We start from the raw sequence: 16507 nt of genomic DNA on the forward strand, positions 1-16507 counted from the left end.
ATCTTTCGCAGGGAGGCTCCATGAAAAATAAGAATATTGCGCCGAAACTGTTGATGGTCATCGGGGCGCTGGTGTATCTGATGGGGATCTGGCACACCTGTCCGTTATTTAGCGGTAAAGGCTATTTCCTCGGCGTACTGGTGATGGGGATGTTCGCCATGCTGGCCCATCAGCGCACGATGCAGGAGGAGCGCAGAAATGACGACGGGTTTGTATCGCTATGCCGACTGGTGCTCCTGCTTTCGCTTGGCCTGTTAATGGTCGGCGCGAGGTTTGTACCTGCCGATTGGGATGAGAAAAGCATCTACGTGGCGGCCTGGTTTGTGTGCATGTACGGCGCGTCAGCCTTGCCGCATAAAGCACTGGCGGCGGGCGTGGCGCCGCAAGACCCTACGGAATAGCCTTAGCTGACGAAACGGCGGCTATCAAACCGCTGAACCAGAGCCGAGAGCAGTAAGCTGCCCAGCAGCGCGGCGCTGAATATCCAGATAATATCCAGTAACGGCCAGCGGCTTAGTTCAAGCCCGCTGGCGCGCAGCGCGTGAATGATCAGTGCATGAAAACCGTAAATCCCTAAAGAATGGCGCGCAATCGGCGCAATAAGCGGCAGCTGACGCCGATTGAGCGTGTTTTTTACCAGCGTCAGCAGAGCGATGGCGCAGACAAAAACCGCAGGACCGCAGTATAAATACCAGGTATCGCCGAAATCGCCGCGCCAGCGCAGCTCGTGCAGCGTGCCGCGTGAGATTACCCACACGCCGGCGATGAACAGCGCGGCGCAGAGGGCGGTCAGCCATTTTTTCTCGGTATCCAGCATGCCGATAGCCCGTCCCAGCACGCCATACATCACGTAGTAAAACGTGTCGCCGTTGATATAAAGATTGAACGGCAACCATTCAACGCCTCCGGCTTTTACCTGGACCATATTGGGGTTCGCCAGAATGCCCAGTACCAGCATCAGCGCCAGCAGCATCCTGCCGCTTACCTGTTTAACCTGCACCAGCGGCGAAAGCAGATATATCACGACGATGGCGAAGAAAAACCACAGATGGTAGAACACCGGTTTTTGCAGCAAATTCTTCAGCGACAGCTCAACGTTGATATGGGTGAACAGGGTGATATAGAGCAGCGATAGCGTGCTATAGAAGAGAATGCACAGCGCGATACGCAGAAAATGGCGGGGCTGGGCGCTGCGCTCACCGAAAAACAGATAGCCTGAAATCATGAAAAATAGCGGTACGCTGACGCGGGACGCAGAGTTGAGGATATTGGCCAAATCCCACTCCAGCAGGCTAATCGCGTGCGGGTGCGTAATATACCAGGTAGTGCTATGAATCATGACGACCATCAGACAGGCAATGCCGCGCAAATGAGTAATCCAGTGTATTTTTTCCTGCATCAGAACCTCAGTTTCACCTTCTCCATCTGGCTCTGACTATCCATATTCGACCCTGTCGCAGTGGAATAATCTGAGTTTTTCGCCATAGACTTGTCGAGGTGTGGCCCAATTCGCACAATGAGCCGGTTATTTTACGTAAGCTGCACGATAACAATTTACTAACAAGGCGGTCGAGAACAAATGGTGATGAAATATGCGTTTTCTGGACTACTGCTGTGCCTGCTGGCGGGCTGTAGCGCAACGCCGCCTCAGCCTACGCAGAAGGCGCAGAAAGCGCGGATAACGCCGCAGACTACCCTCAATATGGAGCTGCTTTGCAAGGATAATGCCGCCGTCCGTTATAATACAGGCGTGAGCCAGGTGGACGTCAGCCATTTCGAGCAGTTCCAGGGCAGCTTTGAGCTTTCGGGCAAGACTGCGCGGAATGAACGCTTTATCTGTTCTTTTGACCCGGACGGGCAGTTTTTACATCTTTCGATGCGCTAACGACGGTCGCGCTGGCGCTAATTTCCGCAATTTTCCCTAAACAACCCCGTTTCGTACTGTATATCTCGCAGCCAGCGGGTATACTGGCTCCTTCCTTTAAATCCACACGTATCCAGCACGAAATCATATGCAAAAGTTTGATACCAGGACCTTCCAGGGCCTGATCCTGACCTTACAGGATTACTGGGCTCGCCAGGGCTGCACCATTGTTCAACCACTGGACATGGAAGTCGGCGCAGGCACCTCTCACCCGATGACCTGCTTACGCGCATTGGGTCCAGAGCCGATGGCGACCGCCTACGTGCAGCCGTCTCGTCGCCCGACCGATGGCCGTTACGGTGAAAACCCGAACCGCTTACAGCACTACTATCAGTTCCAGGTAGTGATAAAACCCTCCCCGGAGAACATCCAGGAGCTCTACCTTGGCTCGCTGAAAGAGCTGGGTATGGACCCGACCATCCACGACATTCGCTTCGTCGAAGACAACTGGGAAAACCCGACGCTGGGCGCCTGGGGTCTGGGTTGGGAAGTGTGGCTGAACGGTATGGAAGTCACGCAGTTCACCTACTTCCAGCAGGTGGGCGGTCTGGAGTGTAAGCCGGTTACCGGCGAGATCACCTACGGTCTGGAACGTCTGGCGATGTATATCCAGGGTGTCGACAGCGTTTACGATCTGGTCTGGAGCGATGGCCCGCTGGGGAAAACGACCTACGGCGACGTGTTCCATCAGAACGAAGTGGAGCAATCCACCTATAACTTCGAATACGCTGACGTGGACTTCCTGTTCTCCTGCTTCGAGCAGTACGAGAAAGAAGCCCAGCAGCTGCTGGCGCTGGAAAACCCGCTGCCGCTGCCTGCCTACGAGCGCATTCTCAAAGCCGCCCATAGCTTTAACCTGCTGGACGCGCGTAAAGCCATCTCCGTCACCGAGCGTCAGCGCTATATCCTGCGCATTCGCACCCTGACCAAAGCAGTGGCTGAAGCTTACTATGCTTCCCGTGAAGCCCTTGGCTTCCCGATGTGCAACAAGAATAAATAAGAGGCGGCCATGTCTGAGAAAACTTTCCTGGTGGAAATCGGCACTGAAGAACTGCCACCAAAAGCCCTGCGCAGCCTGGCTGAATCCTTTGCTGCGAACGTGACCGCAGAGCTGGATAACGCTGGCCTTGCGCACGGTAAAGTTGAATGGTTTGCCGCGCCGCGCCGTCTGGCGCTGAAAGTGGCGAATCTGGCGGCTGCGCAAGCAGACCGCGAAGTCGAAAAACGTGGTCCGGCGATTGCCCAGGCGTTTGACGCCAGCGGCCACCCGAGTAAAGCGGCCGAAGGCTGGGCGCGCGGCTGCGGTATCACCGTCGATCAGGCGGAACGTCTGACGACCGATAAGGGCGAATGGCTGCTGTATCGTGCTCACGTGAAAGGCGAGAGCACCGAAGCGCTGCTGCCAAACATGATCGCAACCTCGTTGGCGAAGCTGCCGATCCCGAAACTGATGCGCTGGGGCGCGTCCGACGTCCACTTCGTGCGTCCGGTTCATACCGTGACCCTGCTGCTGGGCGACAAAGTCATCCCGGCAACTATTCTGGGCGTCCAGTCCGATCGCGTTATTCGCGGCCACCGCTTTATGGGCGAGGCTGAGTTCACTATCGACAATGCCGATCAGTATCCGCAGATCCTGCTGGAGCGCGGTAAAGTCATCGCCGATTACGAACAGCGTAAAGCCAAAATTAAAGCCGATGCAGAAGAAGCAGCGCGTAAAATTGGCGGCAACGCCGATCTGAGCGAAAGTCTGCTGGAAGAGGTGACTTCACTGGTGGAATGGCCGGTAGTCCTCACCGCGAAGTTCGAAGAGAAATTCCTTGCGGTGCCTGCCGAAGCGCTGGTTTACACCATGAAGGGCGACCAGAAGTACTTCCCGGTTTACGACAACGCGGGCAAGCTGCTGCCGAACTTCATCTTCGTCGCCAACATTGAGTCGAAAGATCCGCAGCAGATTATCTCCGGTAACGAGAAAGTGGTTCGCCCGCGCCTGGCGGATGCTGAGTTCTTCTTCAATACCGACCGTAAAAAACGTCTGGAAGATAACCTTCCGCGTCTGCAAACCGTCCTGTTCCAGCAGCAACTGGGTACGCTGCGCGATAAGACCGATCGTATTCAGGCGCTGGCCGGCTGGATCGCCGAGCAGATTGGCGCTGACGTGAATCATGCCACCCGCGCGGGCCTGCTCTCCAAGTGCGACCTGATGACCAACATGGTCTTCGAGTTCACCGATACGCAGGGCGTGATGGGCATGCACTACGCGCGCCATGATGGCGAAGCGGAAGACGTTGCGGTTGCCCTGAACGAGCAGTATCAGCCGCGCTTTGCCGGCGATGACCTGCCGTCTAACCCGGTAGCCTGCGCGGTTGCGATTGCCGATAAGATGGACACCCTGGCGGGTATCTTTGGCATCGGTCAGCATCCGAAAGGCGATAAGGACCCGTTTGCGCTGCGCCGCGCCGCGCTGGGCGTGCTGCGTATTATCGTTGAGAAGAACCTCAATCTGGACCTGCAGACCCTCACCGAAGAAGCGGTGCGTCTGTACGGCGATAAGCTGACCAACGGCAACGTTGTTGATGATGTTATCGACTTCATGCTGGGGCGCTTCCGCGCCTGGTATCAGGATGAAGGCTATACCGTCGACACGATTCAGGCGGTACTGGCGCGTCGTCCGACCCGTCCGGCAGACTTCGATGCGCGTATGAAGGCGGTTTCCCACTTCCGTACCCTCGAAGAGTCCTCTGCGCTGGCGGCGGCCAACAAGCGTGTTTCTAACATTCTGGCGAAATCAGACGTTACGCTGAACGATATCGTCCATGCTTCGGTATTGAAAGAAGCGGCCGAGATCAAGCTGGCAGGCAATTTAGTCGTGCTGCGCGATAAGCTGCAGCCGTACTTCGCCGAAGGGCGTTACCAGGATGCGCTGATTGAGCTGGCGTCCCTGCGCGAGCCGGTGGATGAGTTCTTTGAGAACGTGATGGTGAACGCAGAAGATCAGGACGTGCGCGTAAACCGACTGACGCTGCTGTCCAAGCTGCGCGATCTGTTCCTGCAGGTAGCGGATATTTCCCTGCTGCAGTAAGTGAATGGGTAATAATAAAAAACCTGCCTGCGGGCAGGTTTTTTTATGCATGGAATATAAATAAATGAACCGTTAATAATTCTCTGAATAATATTTATTTAATTTGCATTGATTGCCAGGAATTATTTTAGGAATATGCCAACGTAATCTGGTCAGATATTTACGGTAGAATGCTGACGGGTGCTTGAGACTGTTTGTCTCAGGCGTTCAGCGGGAGACAAACAGAGAAAAGCCCCACCTGATGATAAATCAAAGTGAGGCTCCCCTATGCATCAACACCATAAGAGTAGCCTCTTACCTGTTGAAAATCAACACGGGAGGCGAGGAATGCCGCAAAAGTATCTGTTGTTTAGCTTAATAGTGATTTGCCTCACTATTTTATTATTTACCTGGATGGTGCGTGATTCGCTGTGTGAATTACAGCTCAGACAGGGGAATATTGAGCTGGTGGCGTTCTTAGCCTGTGGGATTAAAACGTAAGAGACGGTGGCGGAGAGCGATCTCCGCCATTCTTACGGCGTGAAGCATTCTCAAGGCACCCTGTTTTTTTCATCAAATAAATAATTTGCCTCCTGTTTTCAGGAGGCTTTTTTTTACCGTTTTGCCATCCGGTGAAAAAACAGGCTTGAAATTCATATCAGGGTGCGGCTATCCTATGGCCCGACGAATCCCTCGTCTTACTGGAGAGCACGCGCCAAATGAACAAACACGACTGATGAATCTCATGCCTTGCTTAGCGCTATTGGCGAGCAGGGGAAGTATTGATTTCATTCAGGAGTGCTTATGGCTCATTGTGCCCAGATCCCCTCTTTTATTTTGCATCAGGTCACCTGTCACTTTGCGACAGGAGATACCCTTTTTGGTCCGCTGAATTTATCGCTGGACTCCTCTCTTTGCGGCCTTGTCGGGCGCAACGGCGTCGGTAAAACCCGGCTTTTACGCTTGCTGGCGGGCCATGACACGCCGTCGAGCGGCCACATCGAGCGCATGGTTTCCGTGAGCTACGTTGCTCAGCTGCGGGATAGGGCTTCAGAGATGACGCTGGCGGAATTGCTGGGCCTGGAGTCCATTTTCGCTGCTCTCGCTCGCCTTGATCGAGGAGAGGGACGAAGTGACGATCTTGAACGTCTTGATGGTTTTTGGGATCTCCCGGATCGTCTGGATACGGCGTTTCTTGTGGCTGGCTTAGGTACATATTCTCCTGCACGGCCCGCCTCTTCGCTGAGCGGCGGTGAAAGAGTGAAGGCGCAGCTTTGCGGGGCATTCCTGTCCGGCGCCGATTTTCTTCTACTTGATGAACCCACCAACCATCTCGACCGTCCGGGACGCGAGTGGCTGTATCAGCAGCTTAAACAATGGCGCGGCGGGGCGCTAATTGCCAGCCATGACCGGGAGTTATTAGCGGTAATGCCGCGTATCCTTGAGCTGACGCCTGCGACTTTGCGTCGCTACGGCGGCAACTATGCGGATTATCAGCAGCAGCGTGAGCTGGAACAGCAGGCGGCTCGCTCCGCGCTGGATCATGCCGTCGCTGAACGGCGCCGTACCCGCGCGCGGATGCACAAAGAGCACGATGCCTGCCAGCGGCGTTCCGCGCAAACGTTACGCACCGTCGATACGCTAAATATCGCGTCATTCGAGCGGGTTGCCTGGAAAGGCGCGGCAAAAGAACGTCCCGGCAGCCTGCAGCGTCAGCATCGACAGCAAAATGGCGCCCTTAACAACGCGGTAGTACAGGCGCGGGAGAGAGTGGAAGAGGAGAGCCCGGTGATGTTTACGTTACCTGGCAACCGGATAGCCCCGGGAAAACAGGTGCTGGAACTGGATGCGGTGCGGTTGGCGCATACGATGTTGGCACCGCTGAGCTGGCGGATGGATGGGCCAATGCGGGTGGCGCTGCGTGGTCCCAACGGCTGCGGTAAAACCACGTTGCTGAAAACGCTGCTGGGTCTGGAGCTGCCGATCGCTGGACGCTGCCGCTTATCGGTTAACGCGGCGTATCTGGACCAGCATCTGACCCAACTGGACCTGTCATTATCGGTTATGAAGCACCTGAACCTCGGCGATACGCCCTTAGAAGAAGGCGCGTTGCGTAGCCAGCTGGCGCAGCTACAGCTGGGGGCGGATAAAGTCGATCTGCCGCTATCGGCCCTGAGCGGAGGCGAGAGATTGAAGGCGGCGCTGGCCTGCGTACTCTGGCGGCGTGATGCCACGCAGCTTCTGCTGCTGGACGAGCCCACGAATCATCTCGATTTGGCATCCACTCAGGCGATTGAAAAAGCGCTGGCCCGGTTTCCCGGTGCGATGCTGGTGGTCTCGCATGATGAAGCTTTCTTGCAGGCGCTGAAGCTGACCCACAGTCTGACATGGCGGGAAGATGGCTGGTGCTTTGAGAGGCTATAAAAGAAAAACCGCCATTTACGATGGCGGTGACCTACGCTGCAAATAAAAAAAATCCCCGCCGTATGGCAGGGACTTAGAATTTTGAGCTTTTTAAGCTTACAGGCTGGTTACGTTGCCAGCTGCCGGGCCTTTAGCGCCGCTTTCGATGGTGAAGGAAACTTTCTGACCTTCGTCCAGAGATTTGTAGCCATCGTTCTGGATAGCAGAGAAGTGTACGAACACGTCTTTAGAGCCATCGTCAGGAGTGATGAAGCCAAAGCCTTTGTCAGCGTTGAACCATTTTACGATACCAGTCATTTTACCGGACATAGTGAATTACCTTTAAAAAAATAAATGAGCCTTGCGGCGTTACGGTCTGGACTACAGATTTAAAGCGATAAAGGGAAAGTTCACTACCGGGGTATCAACGGATAACCTTTGAAGGACTGCTCTATTCGAATGCTCTGTGGTCTTTACTTCAAACCTGCGAGCATTAACGCATTTTCACGTCGTGATAGCAAACTTTTTTTTCGTTGGCTTGAAAACGGTCCTTTAGCAGGACCGCTAGCCGAAACCTATAAACGCTAAAATTATGAATCAATAAGCTGTCTTGAAAGCTGCGGATTGGCCTGTATCAGGCGCATCAGCTTAAGCTCCGTGGGCGAAGGCCGTACGCGTCTTGACTCCCACTCTTGTACCATTGCTACGCTGACGCCCATGGCGTTGGCAAAATCATCTATTTTCAGCCCGGTACCTTTGCGTAGCTGGTCAAATTCAATGCATGCGGCGGGCTTACGCGTCAGGGAGGCCGCCTGAGCCTGATCTTTAAAAATAATTTGTTCAAGGTTGCTCAGCAGTTCAAATGCAGGATCTTTATATTCCATTGAGGACTCCTCTCTTTCATACGGCGGAGGGTGAATTATGTAGAGCCTCTTAAGAATAGTCGGAAAAAAAGCCCTGGAATGATTACCCTGATAATTATTTATCACCAGAGGTTCTTCAGGTCCGTTACAGACGCTATAAGGTGCTGAAAAGTAATAGAGAGAGCAGTTAAGCAAATTATTGTAAACAGGTCAGAAGAAAAGCAGAAATGGCCAGCGCGCGCCCGCTGGCCGGTGTATTACGCCTTTTGCAGCTTCTCCACTTCGCCTGGCGCAGCCGCAGGTTGCCGCTGACCCAGCTTATATTTCACTAGCAGGGCGATGGCCGACAGAAATGCCGGGATAGCAAGCAGGGAGAAAATTGTTTCGAAAGAGAGCTGGGCCTGCATCAGGAATGCGCCGCTAAACGCCCCGAGAATGCCGCCAAAGCGGCCAATACCCAGCATCCAGGCCACGCCGGTTGCGCGTCCTTGAGTGGGATAGAAGCCGGCAGCCAGCGCCGGCATCGACGATTGCGCGCCGTTCATAATGCTGCCGGCGATAAATACCATAATCCCCATCAGCAGCAGGTTATGGGTTGAGAAACCGACCAGACAAACAAAGACCCCCGTCAGCAGCCAGCCTACCGCCACGACTTTGTTTGGATTGAGCTTATCCATCAGCGCGCCGAGAATGAGTACGCCAATGCCGCCACCCAGCGGGAACAGCGCGGTGATAATGGAGGCCTGGCTCATCGTCGCCCCGGTTTCGCGGATGAGCAGCGGCAGCCAGCTGGTCAGTAAATAGAAGATCAGCAGGCCCATAAAGTAGGTCAGGCAAAGCATCACGGTGCCGACGGCGTAGCGCGGAGAAAAAATCACGCCGATGGACGATTTCTCTTTTACCTGGCCCGCTTCGCGTAGCTCAAATTCCGCCTGCTCAGGAACAGGTGCGATGCGGCGCAGGATCGCGGCGATACGCTGCGCAGGCTGGCGTTTGACCACCATATAGCGCGCGGATTCCGGTAGAAAAAAGATCAAAACGACCGCCAGCAGCAGCGGCATTACGCCACCGAGCACCAGCACGCTTTGCCAGCCGTAATGGGGGATCATCCAGGCGGAGAGAAAACCGCCCAGCGAGGAGCCCATTGGAAAGCCAACGAACATCAGATTGACCATTAGCGCTCTGCGGCGCTCAGGGGCATATTCGCTCATCAGCGTCGCGGCGTTCGGCATGGCGGCACCCAGCCCAAGGCCGGTGAGAAAACGCAGCAGCGTTAGCTGATTAAGGCTGGTAGCAAAGGCGGTCAGCAGGCTGAAGCCGCCGAAAACCACAATGGACAAAATCAGAACTTTTTTGCGCCCAACGCGATCGGCGAGCGGTCCGGCGGTCAGCGCGCCGACGGCGAGCCCGACTAAGGCGGCGCTCATCACCGGGCCTAACGCCGATTTTTCGACGCCCCATTCCTGCACCAGGTCAGAGGCGATAAAGCCGATTATCGCGGTATCGAATCCGTCCATCGCGACGGTGATAAAACATAAGGCCAGAATCATCCACTGGTATTTCGTGAAGGGATGTTCATTGATAAAAGCCTGAATATCGATGGTTGTTTTCTTCATGCGGCATTCCTGGCAGGCAGAGCGGGGGACAGAGATATACCCGTCATACTTCAAGTTGCCTGTGCGTTGGCTTCGCTCGTTCACCCCAGTCACTTACACCAGTAAGCGCCTGGGACTCTCTCACTTGCCGCGTTACGCGGCTTAAGGCCTCGCCCCTTACGGTGCCAGCGCAAGCGCTGTTCAAAACGGTTAACCGCTTTGTCCCGCAACTCGAATTACTTGGGGTATCGATTATTGTTATCTCCCTCGCGGTCGTTGATGTTGTTTGTGCGATTATCGAACAAAGAGCCGTTAATCGCTCATTTAATAAAATCATCGAACGGCGGTTCAGGCAATGCAGGCGAAAAGGGAAGCGTGCGATTATCGTCCACTTTGCGACGTGGGCAGAAAAAAGAATAGATTAATAATAGTAAAATCAAATAGTTAAGCGTTTCGCTCGAATGCCGGATGATAGCGGTAATTGTGATGAACTTAACAGCCGGCGCGACTGGCCGCTAAAACGCTAAAAAGCCGGCTTTCAGGGAGGAAGATTGTGAGGAAAAGGTATCCTGCAAGGCCGACCTGGACTATCCTTGTCAGCGTCTGGCACGTGTGTGTCTGTTTGCGCTTTTTTTGGCTGAAAGGAGTAAAAAAATGGCGACAGGAAAGTCCTGCTCTCGCTGGTTTGCGGCTATTGCGGCCCTGTTAATGGTGGTTAGCCTGAGTGGGTGTTTTGATAAAGAAGGCGATCAGCGCAAAGCGTTCATCGATTTCCTGCAAAATACGGCAATGCGTAGCGGCGAACGTCTGCCGACGCTGACCGCCGATCAGAAAAAACAGTTTGGGCCTTTCGTTTCCGATTATGCGGTGATTTATGGCTATTCACAGCAGGTAAGCCAGGCGATGGATGCGGGTTTGCGTCCGGTGGTGGATAGCGTAAACGCGATCCGCGTACCGCAGGATTATGTCACCCAGCGCGAGCCGCTGCGTCAGGCAAACGGCGCCCTGGGCGTACTGAGCCAGCAGCTGGAGAATGCAAAAATGCAGGCGGATGCCGCTCACGGCGCGCTGAAGCAGGGGGACGATCTCAAACCGGTCTTCGACCAGGTGTATAATAAAGTCGTGACCGCGCCGGCGAATGCGCTACAGCCGCTTATTCCGGCCGCTCAGGTCTTTACCCAGCAGCTGGTGCAGGTAGGCGATTTTATTGCTCAGCAAGAATCCCAGGTTAGCTTTGCGGCGAACGGTATTCAGTTCCCGACTTCGCAGCAGGCCAGCCAGTACAATACGCTGATTGGCCCGCTGGCCGCTCAGCACCAGGCCTTCAACCAGGCGTGGACGGCAGCTGTTAACGCGACTCGTTAATGGCTCTGATAGCCCGGGCAAGGCTTCACCTTCGCCCGGGTTTTCTTTTTCCCCTTCTCACTTCACCTGCGGATTCACGCAGTTCTTTTCCACTTTACCGTTCAGAGCATCAATCAGGTTATCCACCGCGCAGGCCGCCATGTTATAGCGGGTTTCATGCGTTGCGGAGCCAATATGCGGCACGGCAACAACGTTCGGCATAGTCAGCAGCGGGGAGTCTTTCGCCAGCGGCTCTTGTTCGAAAACGTCCAGTCCGGCGGCGTGAATAACCCCTTCCTGCAGCGCGGCAATCAGCGCCTTTTCGTCCACTACCGGGCCGCGCCCGGCGTTAATAAAGATGGCGCTGGACTTCATTTTGGCGAACTGTTCTTTGCCGAACAGATGATAAGTCTCGTCGGTCAGCGGTAGGATCAGGCAGACAAAATCCGCTTCCTGCAGCAGGGTATCGAGATCGCAATAGCGGGCGTTAAAGCGCTCTTCCGCCTGCGGGTGCTGGCGGCGGGCATTGTAGAGAATCGGCATACCGAAGCCCGCGTGGGCGCGCTGGGCGAGCGCCATCCCGATACGCCCCATACCCACGATGCCGAGGGTTTTATGATGCACATCGTTGCCAAACCAGTCCGAACCGATGCTTTTGGTCCACTCCCCGGCCTTCACGCGGTTGGCCACCTCAACCACCCGACGCGCGGTGCTCAGTACCAGGGCCATTACGGTATCGGCGACGGTTTCGGTCAGCACGGTCGGGGTGTGCATCAGCAGCACCTTACGCGCATTCAGCGCCTCGACGTCGAAGTTATCGTAACCGACGGAAATGGTCGAGGTCGCACGAAGCTTGGGCATTTTCTCCAGTAACGCGGTATCGACTTTTTCGCTGGAACCCAGCAGGCCAACCGCTTCAGCGAACGCGTCGGCGTGCTGCGAAACGGTCTCCGGACGCAGGTTTTTCACCTGAGTGACGGTAAAGTGTTGTTCCAGACGCTGTTGCAGGTCGTCGGGAAGCGTTTTGTAGAGAATAACTGACGGCTTCATGCGGTTCTCCGTTGCGTTAAGGTTTCAGGCGTGACGTGCGCCAAGCGGAAGTTTTTGATTATTAGCAGGCTTAACAATCAAAGTAAGCCATACCGAGACGAAAAGCGCCACTCCCATGAAAATGTACGAGGCTGCGGGGCTGCCGGTGGTGCCGTTCAGGTAACCGACAAACCATGAACCGAAGAACGAACCCAGCGCGCCCATGCTGTTAATCAGCGCCATGGCGCCGCCGGCGACGTTGCGCGGTAACATCTCAGGAATAATGGCGAAGAACGGCCCGTAGGGGGCGTACATCGCCGCGCCGGCAATCACCAGCAGGGTGTACGAGATCCAGAAATAGTTGGCGCCAACGGCCCAGGAACCAATAAAGGCGAAGGCGGCAATCAGCAGCAGCGGCCAGACAAACAGCTTGCGGTTCTGCATTTTATCAGAGGCCCAGGAGACTACGATCATCGCGATGGTCGCCGCCAGATAGGGAACCGAGGAGAGCCAGCCGACTTCGACCATGCCCATATTCTCGCCGCCGCTGCGGATAATGGACGGCAGCCACAGAACGAAACCGTAAACCCCGATGCTCCAGGCGAAATACTGCATGCACAGCAGGATAACATTGCGCGAGCGGAAGGCTTCGCCGTAGTTGCGCACCGGTTTGATACCCTGCTGTTCACGCTCCAGCTGCTCCTGTAACGCGGCTTTTTCACTTTCCGCCAGCCAGTTGACCTGCGACGGTTTATCTTTTACCAGCACCCACCAGCAGAAGGCCCAAATTACCGCCGGAACCCCTTCAATAATAAACATTTCCCGCCAGCCGAAAGCCTGGATGAGATAGCCGGATACGACCGACATCCACAGCACCGTCACCGGGTTACCGAGGATCAGGAAGGTATTGGCGCGAGAGCGTTCAGATTTCGTAAACCAGTTGCTGATGTAAATCAGCATCGCCGGCATGACCGCAGCCTCGACAACGCCAAGGATAAAGCGAATCGCCGCCAGCGCGGGGATATTGTGCACCATCCCGGTCAGCGAGGCGCAGGCACCCCACAGGATCAGACAGATAAAAATCAGTTTACGTACGCTGCGGCGTTCGGCGTAAATCGCGCCGGGGATCTGAAAGAAGAAGTAGCCGAGGAAGAACAGCGCTCCCAGCAGGGAGGAGATACCTTTGGTGATCCCCAGGTCTTCGGTAATACCGGCCGCCGAAGCGAAGCTGAAGTTAGCGCGGTCGAGGTATGCCAGGCTATACGTGATAAACACGATAGGCATGATGTACCACCAGCGTTTTGTTGCATTCGTTGAACTATTCATAGGTTTGCCTCTGTAATTGAGGTGACGCTCATCATAGAAAAGATCCGTTACGCCGCGCTGCATGTAGGGTACAGAACGGCCTGACGTTGTGCTGAATCTGTTTACTCGTCCAGCGCCTCGCGCGTGGGTAAGCCTTCGCTATCGCCCTGAACCTGTATGGCCAGGGAGCCAATTTTATTTCCACGTTTTACCGCCTGCTGCAGCGGTTTTCCTTCCAACAGGGCGCTGATGACCCCGACGGCAAAACCATCGCCCGCGCCGACGGTATCGACGACGTTATCCACTTTTATTGCCGCGACGGCCCCCTGTTCGCCGTCGGCGGTTTTATACCAGGCGCCATCGGTTCCGGTTTTAATGATGACCGCGCGAACACCGTGGCGGAGATAAAAGTCCGCAATAGCTTCCGGCGTTTGCTGGCCGGTCAGAATCATGCCTTCTTTTAAACCCGGCAGAACCCAGTCGGCCTGGAAGGCGAGCTGGTTAAGCTTCTCCACCATTTCGGCTTCGCTTTTCCACAGCACCGGCCGCAGATTGGGGTCGAACGAAATGGTTTTTCCCTGCGCCTTCATGGTGCGTGCCGCGCGGTCCAGCAGGGCGTATGAACTTTCCGACAGCGCGGCGGCCACGCCGCTTAAGTGCAGGTGGCGGGCGCTGGCGAAGTACGATTCGTTAAAGTCGTCCGGCGAAAGATGGCTGGCGGCGGATCCTTTACGGAAGTATTCCACGATGGGATCGGTTCCATTTTCAACTTTAGATTTCAGCTGAAAGCCGGTAGCGTAGCGGCTATCGGTGCTCACGCCGCAGGCGTCGATCCCCTCCTTCGCCAGCGTATTGAGGACGAAGCGGCCAAAGCTGTCCGCGCCAACGCGGCTTACCCAGCCGACGCTTAAGCCGAGGCGGGCCAGCCCGGTCGCGACGTTCAGCTCCGCGCCCGCCACGCGCTTCATAAAGTGTTCTACATCGGCCAGCTCGCCGGTTTCGGTGGCGACAAACATCGCCATAGCTTCGCCTATCGTGATGACATCTAATGGTTTTTGCATAACTTAATCCTCACGTAACAGCTTGACGTAGCGGCGGGTCACGGCCGTCAGGTCATGGCCAGTCAGCGGAAATTCGATCCCCCGCGGGGCATCGGCGGGCAGGTTGTTGAGCAGCGCCAGCCAGCGTGCGGAGGCCTCATCCGGCGGCACGGCGCGAAACTGCGAATGGTGCGGCTCAGCCGCCTTAACATGAATATAGCTAACGGCCGGGGCCAGGTGGCGAGCAGCCTCTTCCGGCGAGTCGCCGACCCATAGCCAGTTGCCCATATCAAAGGTGAGGGTGATCGGCAGCTGATTAACCCGGCAGGCGGCTTTGAAGCGCTGCATCGGCGCCAGCTGGCCGCAGTCGGTTTGGTCGTTTTCCACCACCAGCGCCATCCCGCTCTCCTGCAGAATTTCGCGCAGGGCTTCGAGGTCATCGTGGTGGCTAAAGTGGCCCAGCGAGAGCTTCAGCCACAGCGCGTTGAGCGTTTGCGCTTCCTGTAAAAAGTCGCTAAGACGCGGGTTGAGCGAGCCGTCTGCGGCAAACAGGGCTTCCGGCGCGGAATAGCAGACCAGCAGGCCGCGACGCTCAATGTCGGCCGCTAATTCCGCCAGGCGGGACAGTTCATCAGGGGTGAACAGTTCGCGGCGGATCTCTACGCCATCGGCGCCGGAACCGGCGATAAACGGCAGGACGGCGGACTGTCCGCCCAGCGCTTTAACGTGGTCATTCCCGTACGCGGCGGTAACGACAATAATCTTTCTGGCCATCCCAATACTCCCGACGATTATCTGATGCGTTGCTTATTACGCTAGATGGTATCGGTTCCAAAGCAAAGGCCAGGATGTCTGATTTATGATCGCCATCACGAAGGATCGCTAGCGGGAGGTTGAGCCTCTGACGATCAGCTCTCCGGAAAATACCCTTTCGCAGACCGGGTCGGTGCTGCCTTCAATCCGGCGCACCACCTGCTCGACGGCGGCGAAGCCAATCTGCCAGGTCGGCTGTTTGAGCGTAGTAATCCCCACGCCCGCCAGCTCGGCCCACTCCAGTTCATCGAAGCCCAGCAGGCCGATATCGCTGCCCCAAATCAGGCCAACGCGTTTCAGGGAGCGTGCCACCTGCAGCGTCAGCGCGCCGTTGGCGGAAATTACCGCCTTACGCATGCCGCGATGGTGGGAGTGGAAATGACGCAGGACGTTATCCAGCATCGCGCCATCGTTCAACGGCACTTCGGCGTTTTCCGCGACGATGCCGGTATGGCGCTGGAGCGTCTGGCGAAACGCGCTCAGGCGCTCGCGACGGGTATTGACTGAGCCAAGAGGCTCGCTGAGGAACAACAGCGCTTCGAAGCCTTTCTCCACCAGATGTTCGGTGGCCGTGGTGGCGGCCTGGGTATTATCGAGGCCGACGACATCGCAGGCGAATTCCGGAATCTTGCGGTCGATAAGCACCATCGGCAGCGCCGACTGCTGCAGGCGGTTAAGGCCATCCTCACGCATCCCGACGGCGTTGACCACAATCCCCTCGACCTGGTAGCTGCGCAGCAGGTCGAGATAGTGCAGTTCCTGATCCAGCTCGTTGTTGGTATTACATACCAGTAGGGTGAATCCCTTTTCACGACAGGCCGCTTCAATACCGCTGAGCACGTTGACGGAGTAGGGATTGGTAATATCGGCGATGATCAGGCCGATCAGTCGGGTGCGGCCATGCTTCAGGCCGCGGGCCATCAGGCTGGGACGATAGTCGAGCTCGGCAATGGCTTTTTCAATGCGTCCCAGCAAATCGTCGGAAAGCAGGTGCTTCTCGCCGTTCAGATAGCGTGAAATGCTGGTTTTGCCGGTCTTTGCGGCTTTCGCCACATCGCTAATGGTTGCTCGCGCCGCTTTCGCCATGGTGGCTTCCTTTGCTGAAATCTGCACACACCTTAGCGCGAAAATCC

16 protein-coding genes are annotated in these 16507 nt (G+C 55.8%); 7 read left to right on the top strand and 9 right to left on the bottom strand.

Going from position 1 to position 16507, the window contains the following annotated elements; genetic code table 11:
* Positions 1–20 precede the first annotated feature (20 nt).
* Positions 21–401, top strand: coding sequence for an inner membrane protein YiaB (gene yiaB / locus IAE27_RS14930; protein WP_154022778.1), 381 nt, complete (start codon positions 21–23; stop codon positions 399–401).
* Positions 402–403: 2 nt separating this feature from the next.
* On the opposite strand, the gene IAE27_RS14935 is transcribed toward yiaB, so the two are convergent.
* A complete protein-coding gene (locus IAE27_RS14935; protein WP_004116344.1) occupies positions 404–1399 on the bottom strand; it encodes an acyltransferase in 996 nt (331 codons plus the stop codon).
* 180 nt (positions 1400–1579) lie between these two features.
* Between IAE27_RS14935 and IAE27_RS14940 the strand changes: the two genes are divergently transcribed.
* The 5 genes from IAE27_RS14940 to IAE27_RS14960 all read left to right on the top strand — a co-directional run bounded on the left by IAE27_RS14940 (position 1580) and on the right by IAE27_RS14960 (position 7406).
* Positions 1580–1885, top strand: coding sequence for a YsaB family lipoprotein (locus IAE27_RS14940; protein ID WP_142475985.1), 306 nt, complete (start codon positions 1580–1582; stop codon positions 1883–1885).
* A 127-nt stretch (positions 1886–2012) separates the two neighbouring features.
* Entirely contained in the window at positions 2013–2924 is a 912-nt protein-coding gene (glyQ, locus tag IAE27_RS14945; RefSeq protein ID WP_004106786.1) for a glycine--tRNA ligase subunit alpha, read from the top strand.
* 9 nt (positions 2925–2933) lie between these two features.
* The gene (gene glyS, locus IAE27_RS14950; RefSeq protein WP_004106780.1) at positions 2934–5003 is read left to right on the top strand and encodes a glycine--tRNA ligase subunit beta; all 2070 of its coding nucleotides are present in this window, start codon (positions 2934–2936) and stop codon (positions 5001–5003) included.
* A 327-nt stretch (positions 5004–5330) separates the two neighbouring features.
* Entirely contained in the window at positions 5331–5483 is a 153-nt protein-coding gene (hokA, locus tag IAE27_RS14955; RefSeq protein ID WP_070555571.1) for a type I toxin-antitoxin system toxin HokA, read from the top strand.
* A gap of 303 nt (positions 5484–5786) precedes the next feature.
* Positions 5787–7406, top strand: a complete 1620-nt coding sequence (locus IAE27_RS14960; RefSeq protein ID WP_154022779.1) for an ATP-binding cassette domain-containing protein — start codon at positions 5787–5789, stop codon at positions 7404–7406.
* A gap of 96 nt (positions 7407–7502) precedes the next feature.
* Here the strand turns inward: IAE27_RS14960 and cspA are convergent, their stop codons facing one another.
* From cspA to IAE27_RS14975, 3 genes are all read right to left on the bottom strand, one after another.
* Positions 7503–7715: an RNA chaperone/antiterminator CspA gene (gene cspA / locus IAE27_RS14965; RefSeq protein ID WP_000014594.1), complete on the bottom strand. Its 213-nt coding sequence runs from the start codon at positions 7713–7715 to the stop codon at positions 7503–7505.
* Between the two features lie 260 nt (positions 7716–7975).
* Entirely contained in the window at positions 7976–8269 is a 294-nt protein-coding gene (locus tag IAE27_RS14970) for an HTH-type transcriptional regulator (RefSeq protein WP_004106774.1), read from the bottom strand.
* 236 nt (positions 8270–8505) lie between these two features.
* Positions 8506–9864, bottom strand: coding sequence for an MFS transporter (locus IAE27_RS14975; RefSeq protein ID WP_004106772.1), 1359 nt, complete (start codon positions 9862–9864; stop codon positions 8506–8508).
* A gap of 633 nt (positions 9865–10497) precedes the next feature.
* Between IAE27_RS14975 and IAE27_RS14980 the strand changes: the two genes are divergently transcribed.
* Positions 10498–11208 carry a DUF3053 domain-containing protein gene (locus IAE27_RS14980; protein ID WP_004106769.1) on the top strand — a complete coding sequence of 237 codons (711 nt, stop codon included), beginning with the start codon at positions 10498–10500 and terminating at the stop codon, positions 11206–11208.
* Between the two features lie 57 nt (positions 11209–11265).
* Here the strand turns inward: IAE27_RS14980 and ghrB are convergent, their stop codons facing one another.
* The 5 genes from ghrB to IAE27_RS15005 form a co-directional block, all read right to left on the bottom strand.
* Positions 11266–12237, bottom strand: a complete 972-nt coding sequence (gene ghrB, locus IAE27_RS14985) for a glyoxylate/hydroxypyruvate reductase GhrB (RefSeq protein WP_004116331.1) — start codon at positions 12235–12237, stop codon at positions 11266–11268.
* A gap of 24 nt (positions 12238–12261) precedes the next feature.
* On the bottom strand, positions 12262–13542 hold the full coding sequence (locus IAE27_RS14990) for an MFS transporter (RefSeq protein ID WP_154022765.1): 1281 nt from the start codon (positions 13540–13542) through the stop codon (positions 12262–12264).
* A gap of 101 nt (positions 13543–13643) precedes the next feature.
* Positions 13644–14582, bottom strand: a complete 939-nt coding sequence (locus IAE27_RS14995; protein WP_004116328.1) for a sugar kinase — start codon at positions 14580–14582, stop codon at positions 13644–13646.
* Between the two features lie 3 nt (positions 14583–14585).
* Entirely contained in the window at positions 14586–15335 is a 750-nt protein-coding gene (locus tag IAE27_RS15000; RefSeq protein WP_016807725.1) for a sugar phosphate isomerase/epimerase family protein, read from the bottom strand.
* 108 nt (positions 15336–15443) lie between these two features.
* Positions 15444–16460 carry a LacI family DNA-binding transcriptional regulator gene (locus tag IAE27_RS15005; RefSeq protein ID WP_004106759.1) on the bottom strand — a complete coding sequence of 339 codons (1017 nt, stop codon included), beginning with the start codon at positions 16458–16460 and terminating at the stop codon, positions 15444–15446.
* Positions 16461–16507 lie beyond the last annotated feature (47 nt).

Origin of the sequence: Klebsiella sp. S69 (assembly GCF_016516145.1) — a bacterium.
Classification (GTDB): Bacteria; Pseudomonadota; Gammaproteobacteria; order Enterobacterales; family Enterobacteriaceae; genus Klebsiella; species Klebsiella oxytoca.

Coding starts and splice junctions, on each gene's coding strand:
- yiaB (WP_154022778.1), top strand. CDS start 21: ATGAAAAATAAGAATATTGCGCCGAAACTGTTGATGGTCATCGGGGCG.
- IAE27_RS14935 (WP_004116344.1), bottom strand. CDS start 1,399: ATGCAGGAAAAAATACACTGGATTACTCATTTGCGCGGCATTGCCTGT.
- IAE27_RS14940 (WP_142475985.1), top strand. CDS start 1,580: ATGGTGATGAAATATGCGTTTTCTGGACTACTGCTGTGCCTGCTGGCG.
- glyQ (WP_004106786.1), top strand. CDS start 2,013: ATGCAAAAGTTTGATACCAGGACCTTCCAGGGCCTGATCCTGACCTTA.
- glyS (WP_004106780.1), top strand. CDS start 2,934: ATGTCTGAGAAAACTTTCCTGGTGGAAATCGGCACTGAAGAACTGCCA.
- hokA (WP_070555571.1), top strand. CDS start 5,331: ATGCCGCAAAAGTATCTGTTGTTTAGCTTAATAGTGATTTGCCTCACT.
- IAE27_RS14960 (WP_154022779.1), top strand. CDS start 5,787: ATGGCTCATTGTGCCCAGATCCCCTCTTTTATTTTGCATCAGGTCACC.
- cspA (WP_000014594.1), bottom strand. CDS start 7,715: ATGTCCGGTAAAATGACTGGTATCGTAAAATGGTTCAACGCTGACAAA.
- IAE27_RS14970 (WP_004106774.1), bottom strand. CDS start 8,269: ATGGAATATAAAGATCCTGCATTTGAACTGCTGAGCAACCTTGAACAA.
- IAE27_RS14975 (WP_004106772.1), bottom strand. CDS start 9,864: ATGAAGAAAACAACCATCGATATTCAGGCTTTTATCAATGAACATCCC.
- IAE27_RS14980 (WP_004106769.1), top strand. CDS start 10,498: ATGGCGACAGGAAAGTCCTGCTCTCGCTGGTTTGCGGCTATTGCGGCC.
- ghrB (WP_004116331.1), bottom strand. CDS start 12,237: ATGAAGCCGTCAGTTATTCTCTACAAAACGCTTCCCGACGACCTGCAA.
- IAE27_RS14990 (WP_154022765.1), bottom strand. CDS start 13,542: ATGAATAGTTCAACGAATGCAACAAAACGCTGGTGGTACATCATGCCT.
- IAE27_RS14995 (WP_004116328.1), bottom strand. CDS start 14,582: ATGCAAAAACCATTAGATGTCATCACGATAGGCGAAGCTATGGCGATG.
- IAE27_RS15000 (WP_016807725.1), bottom strand. CDS start 15,335: ATGGCCAGAAAGATTATTGTCGTTACCGCCGCGTACGGGAATGACCAC.
- IAE27_RS15005 (WP_004106759.1), bottom strand. CDS start 16,460: ATGGCGAAAGCGGCGCGAGCAACCATTAGCGATGTGGCGAAAGCCGCA.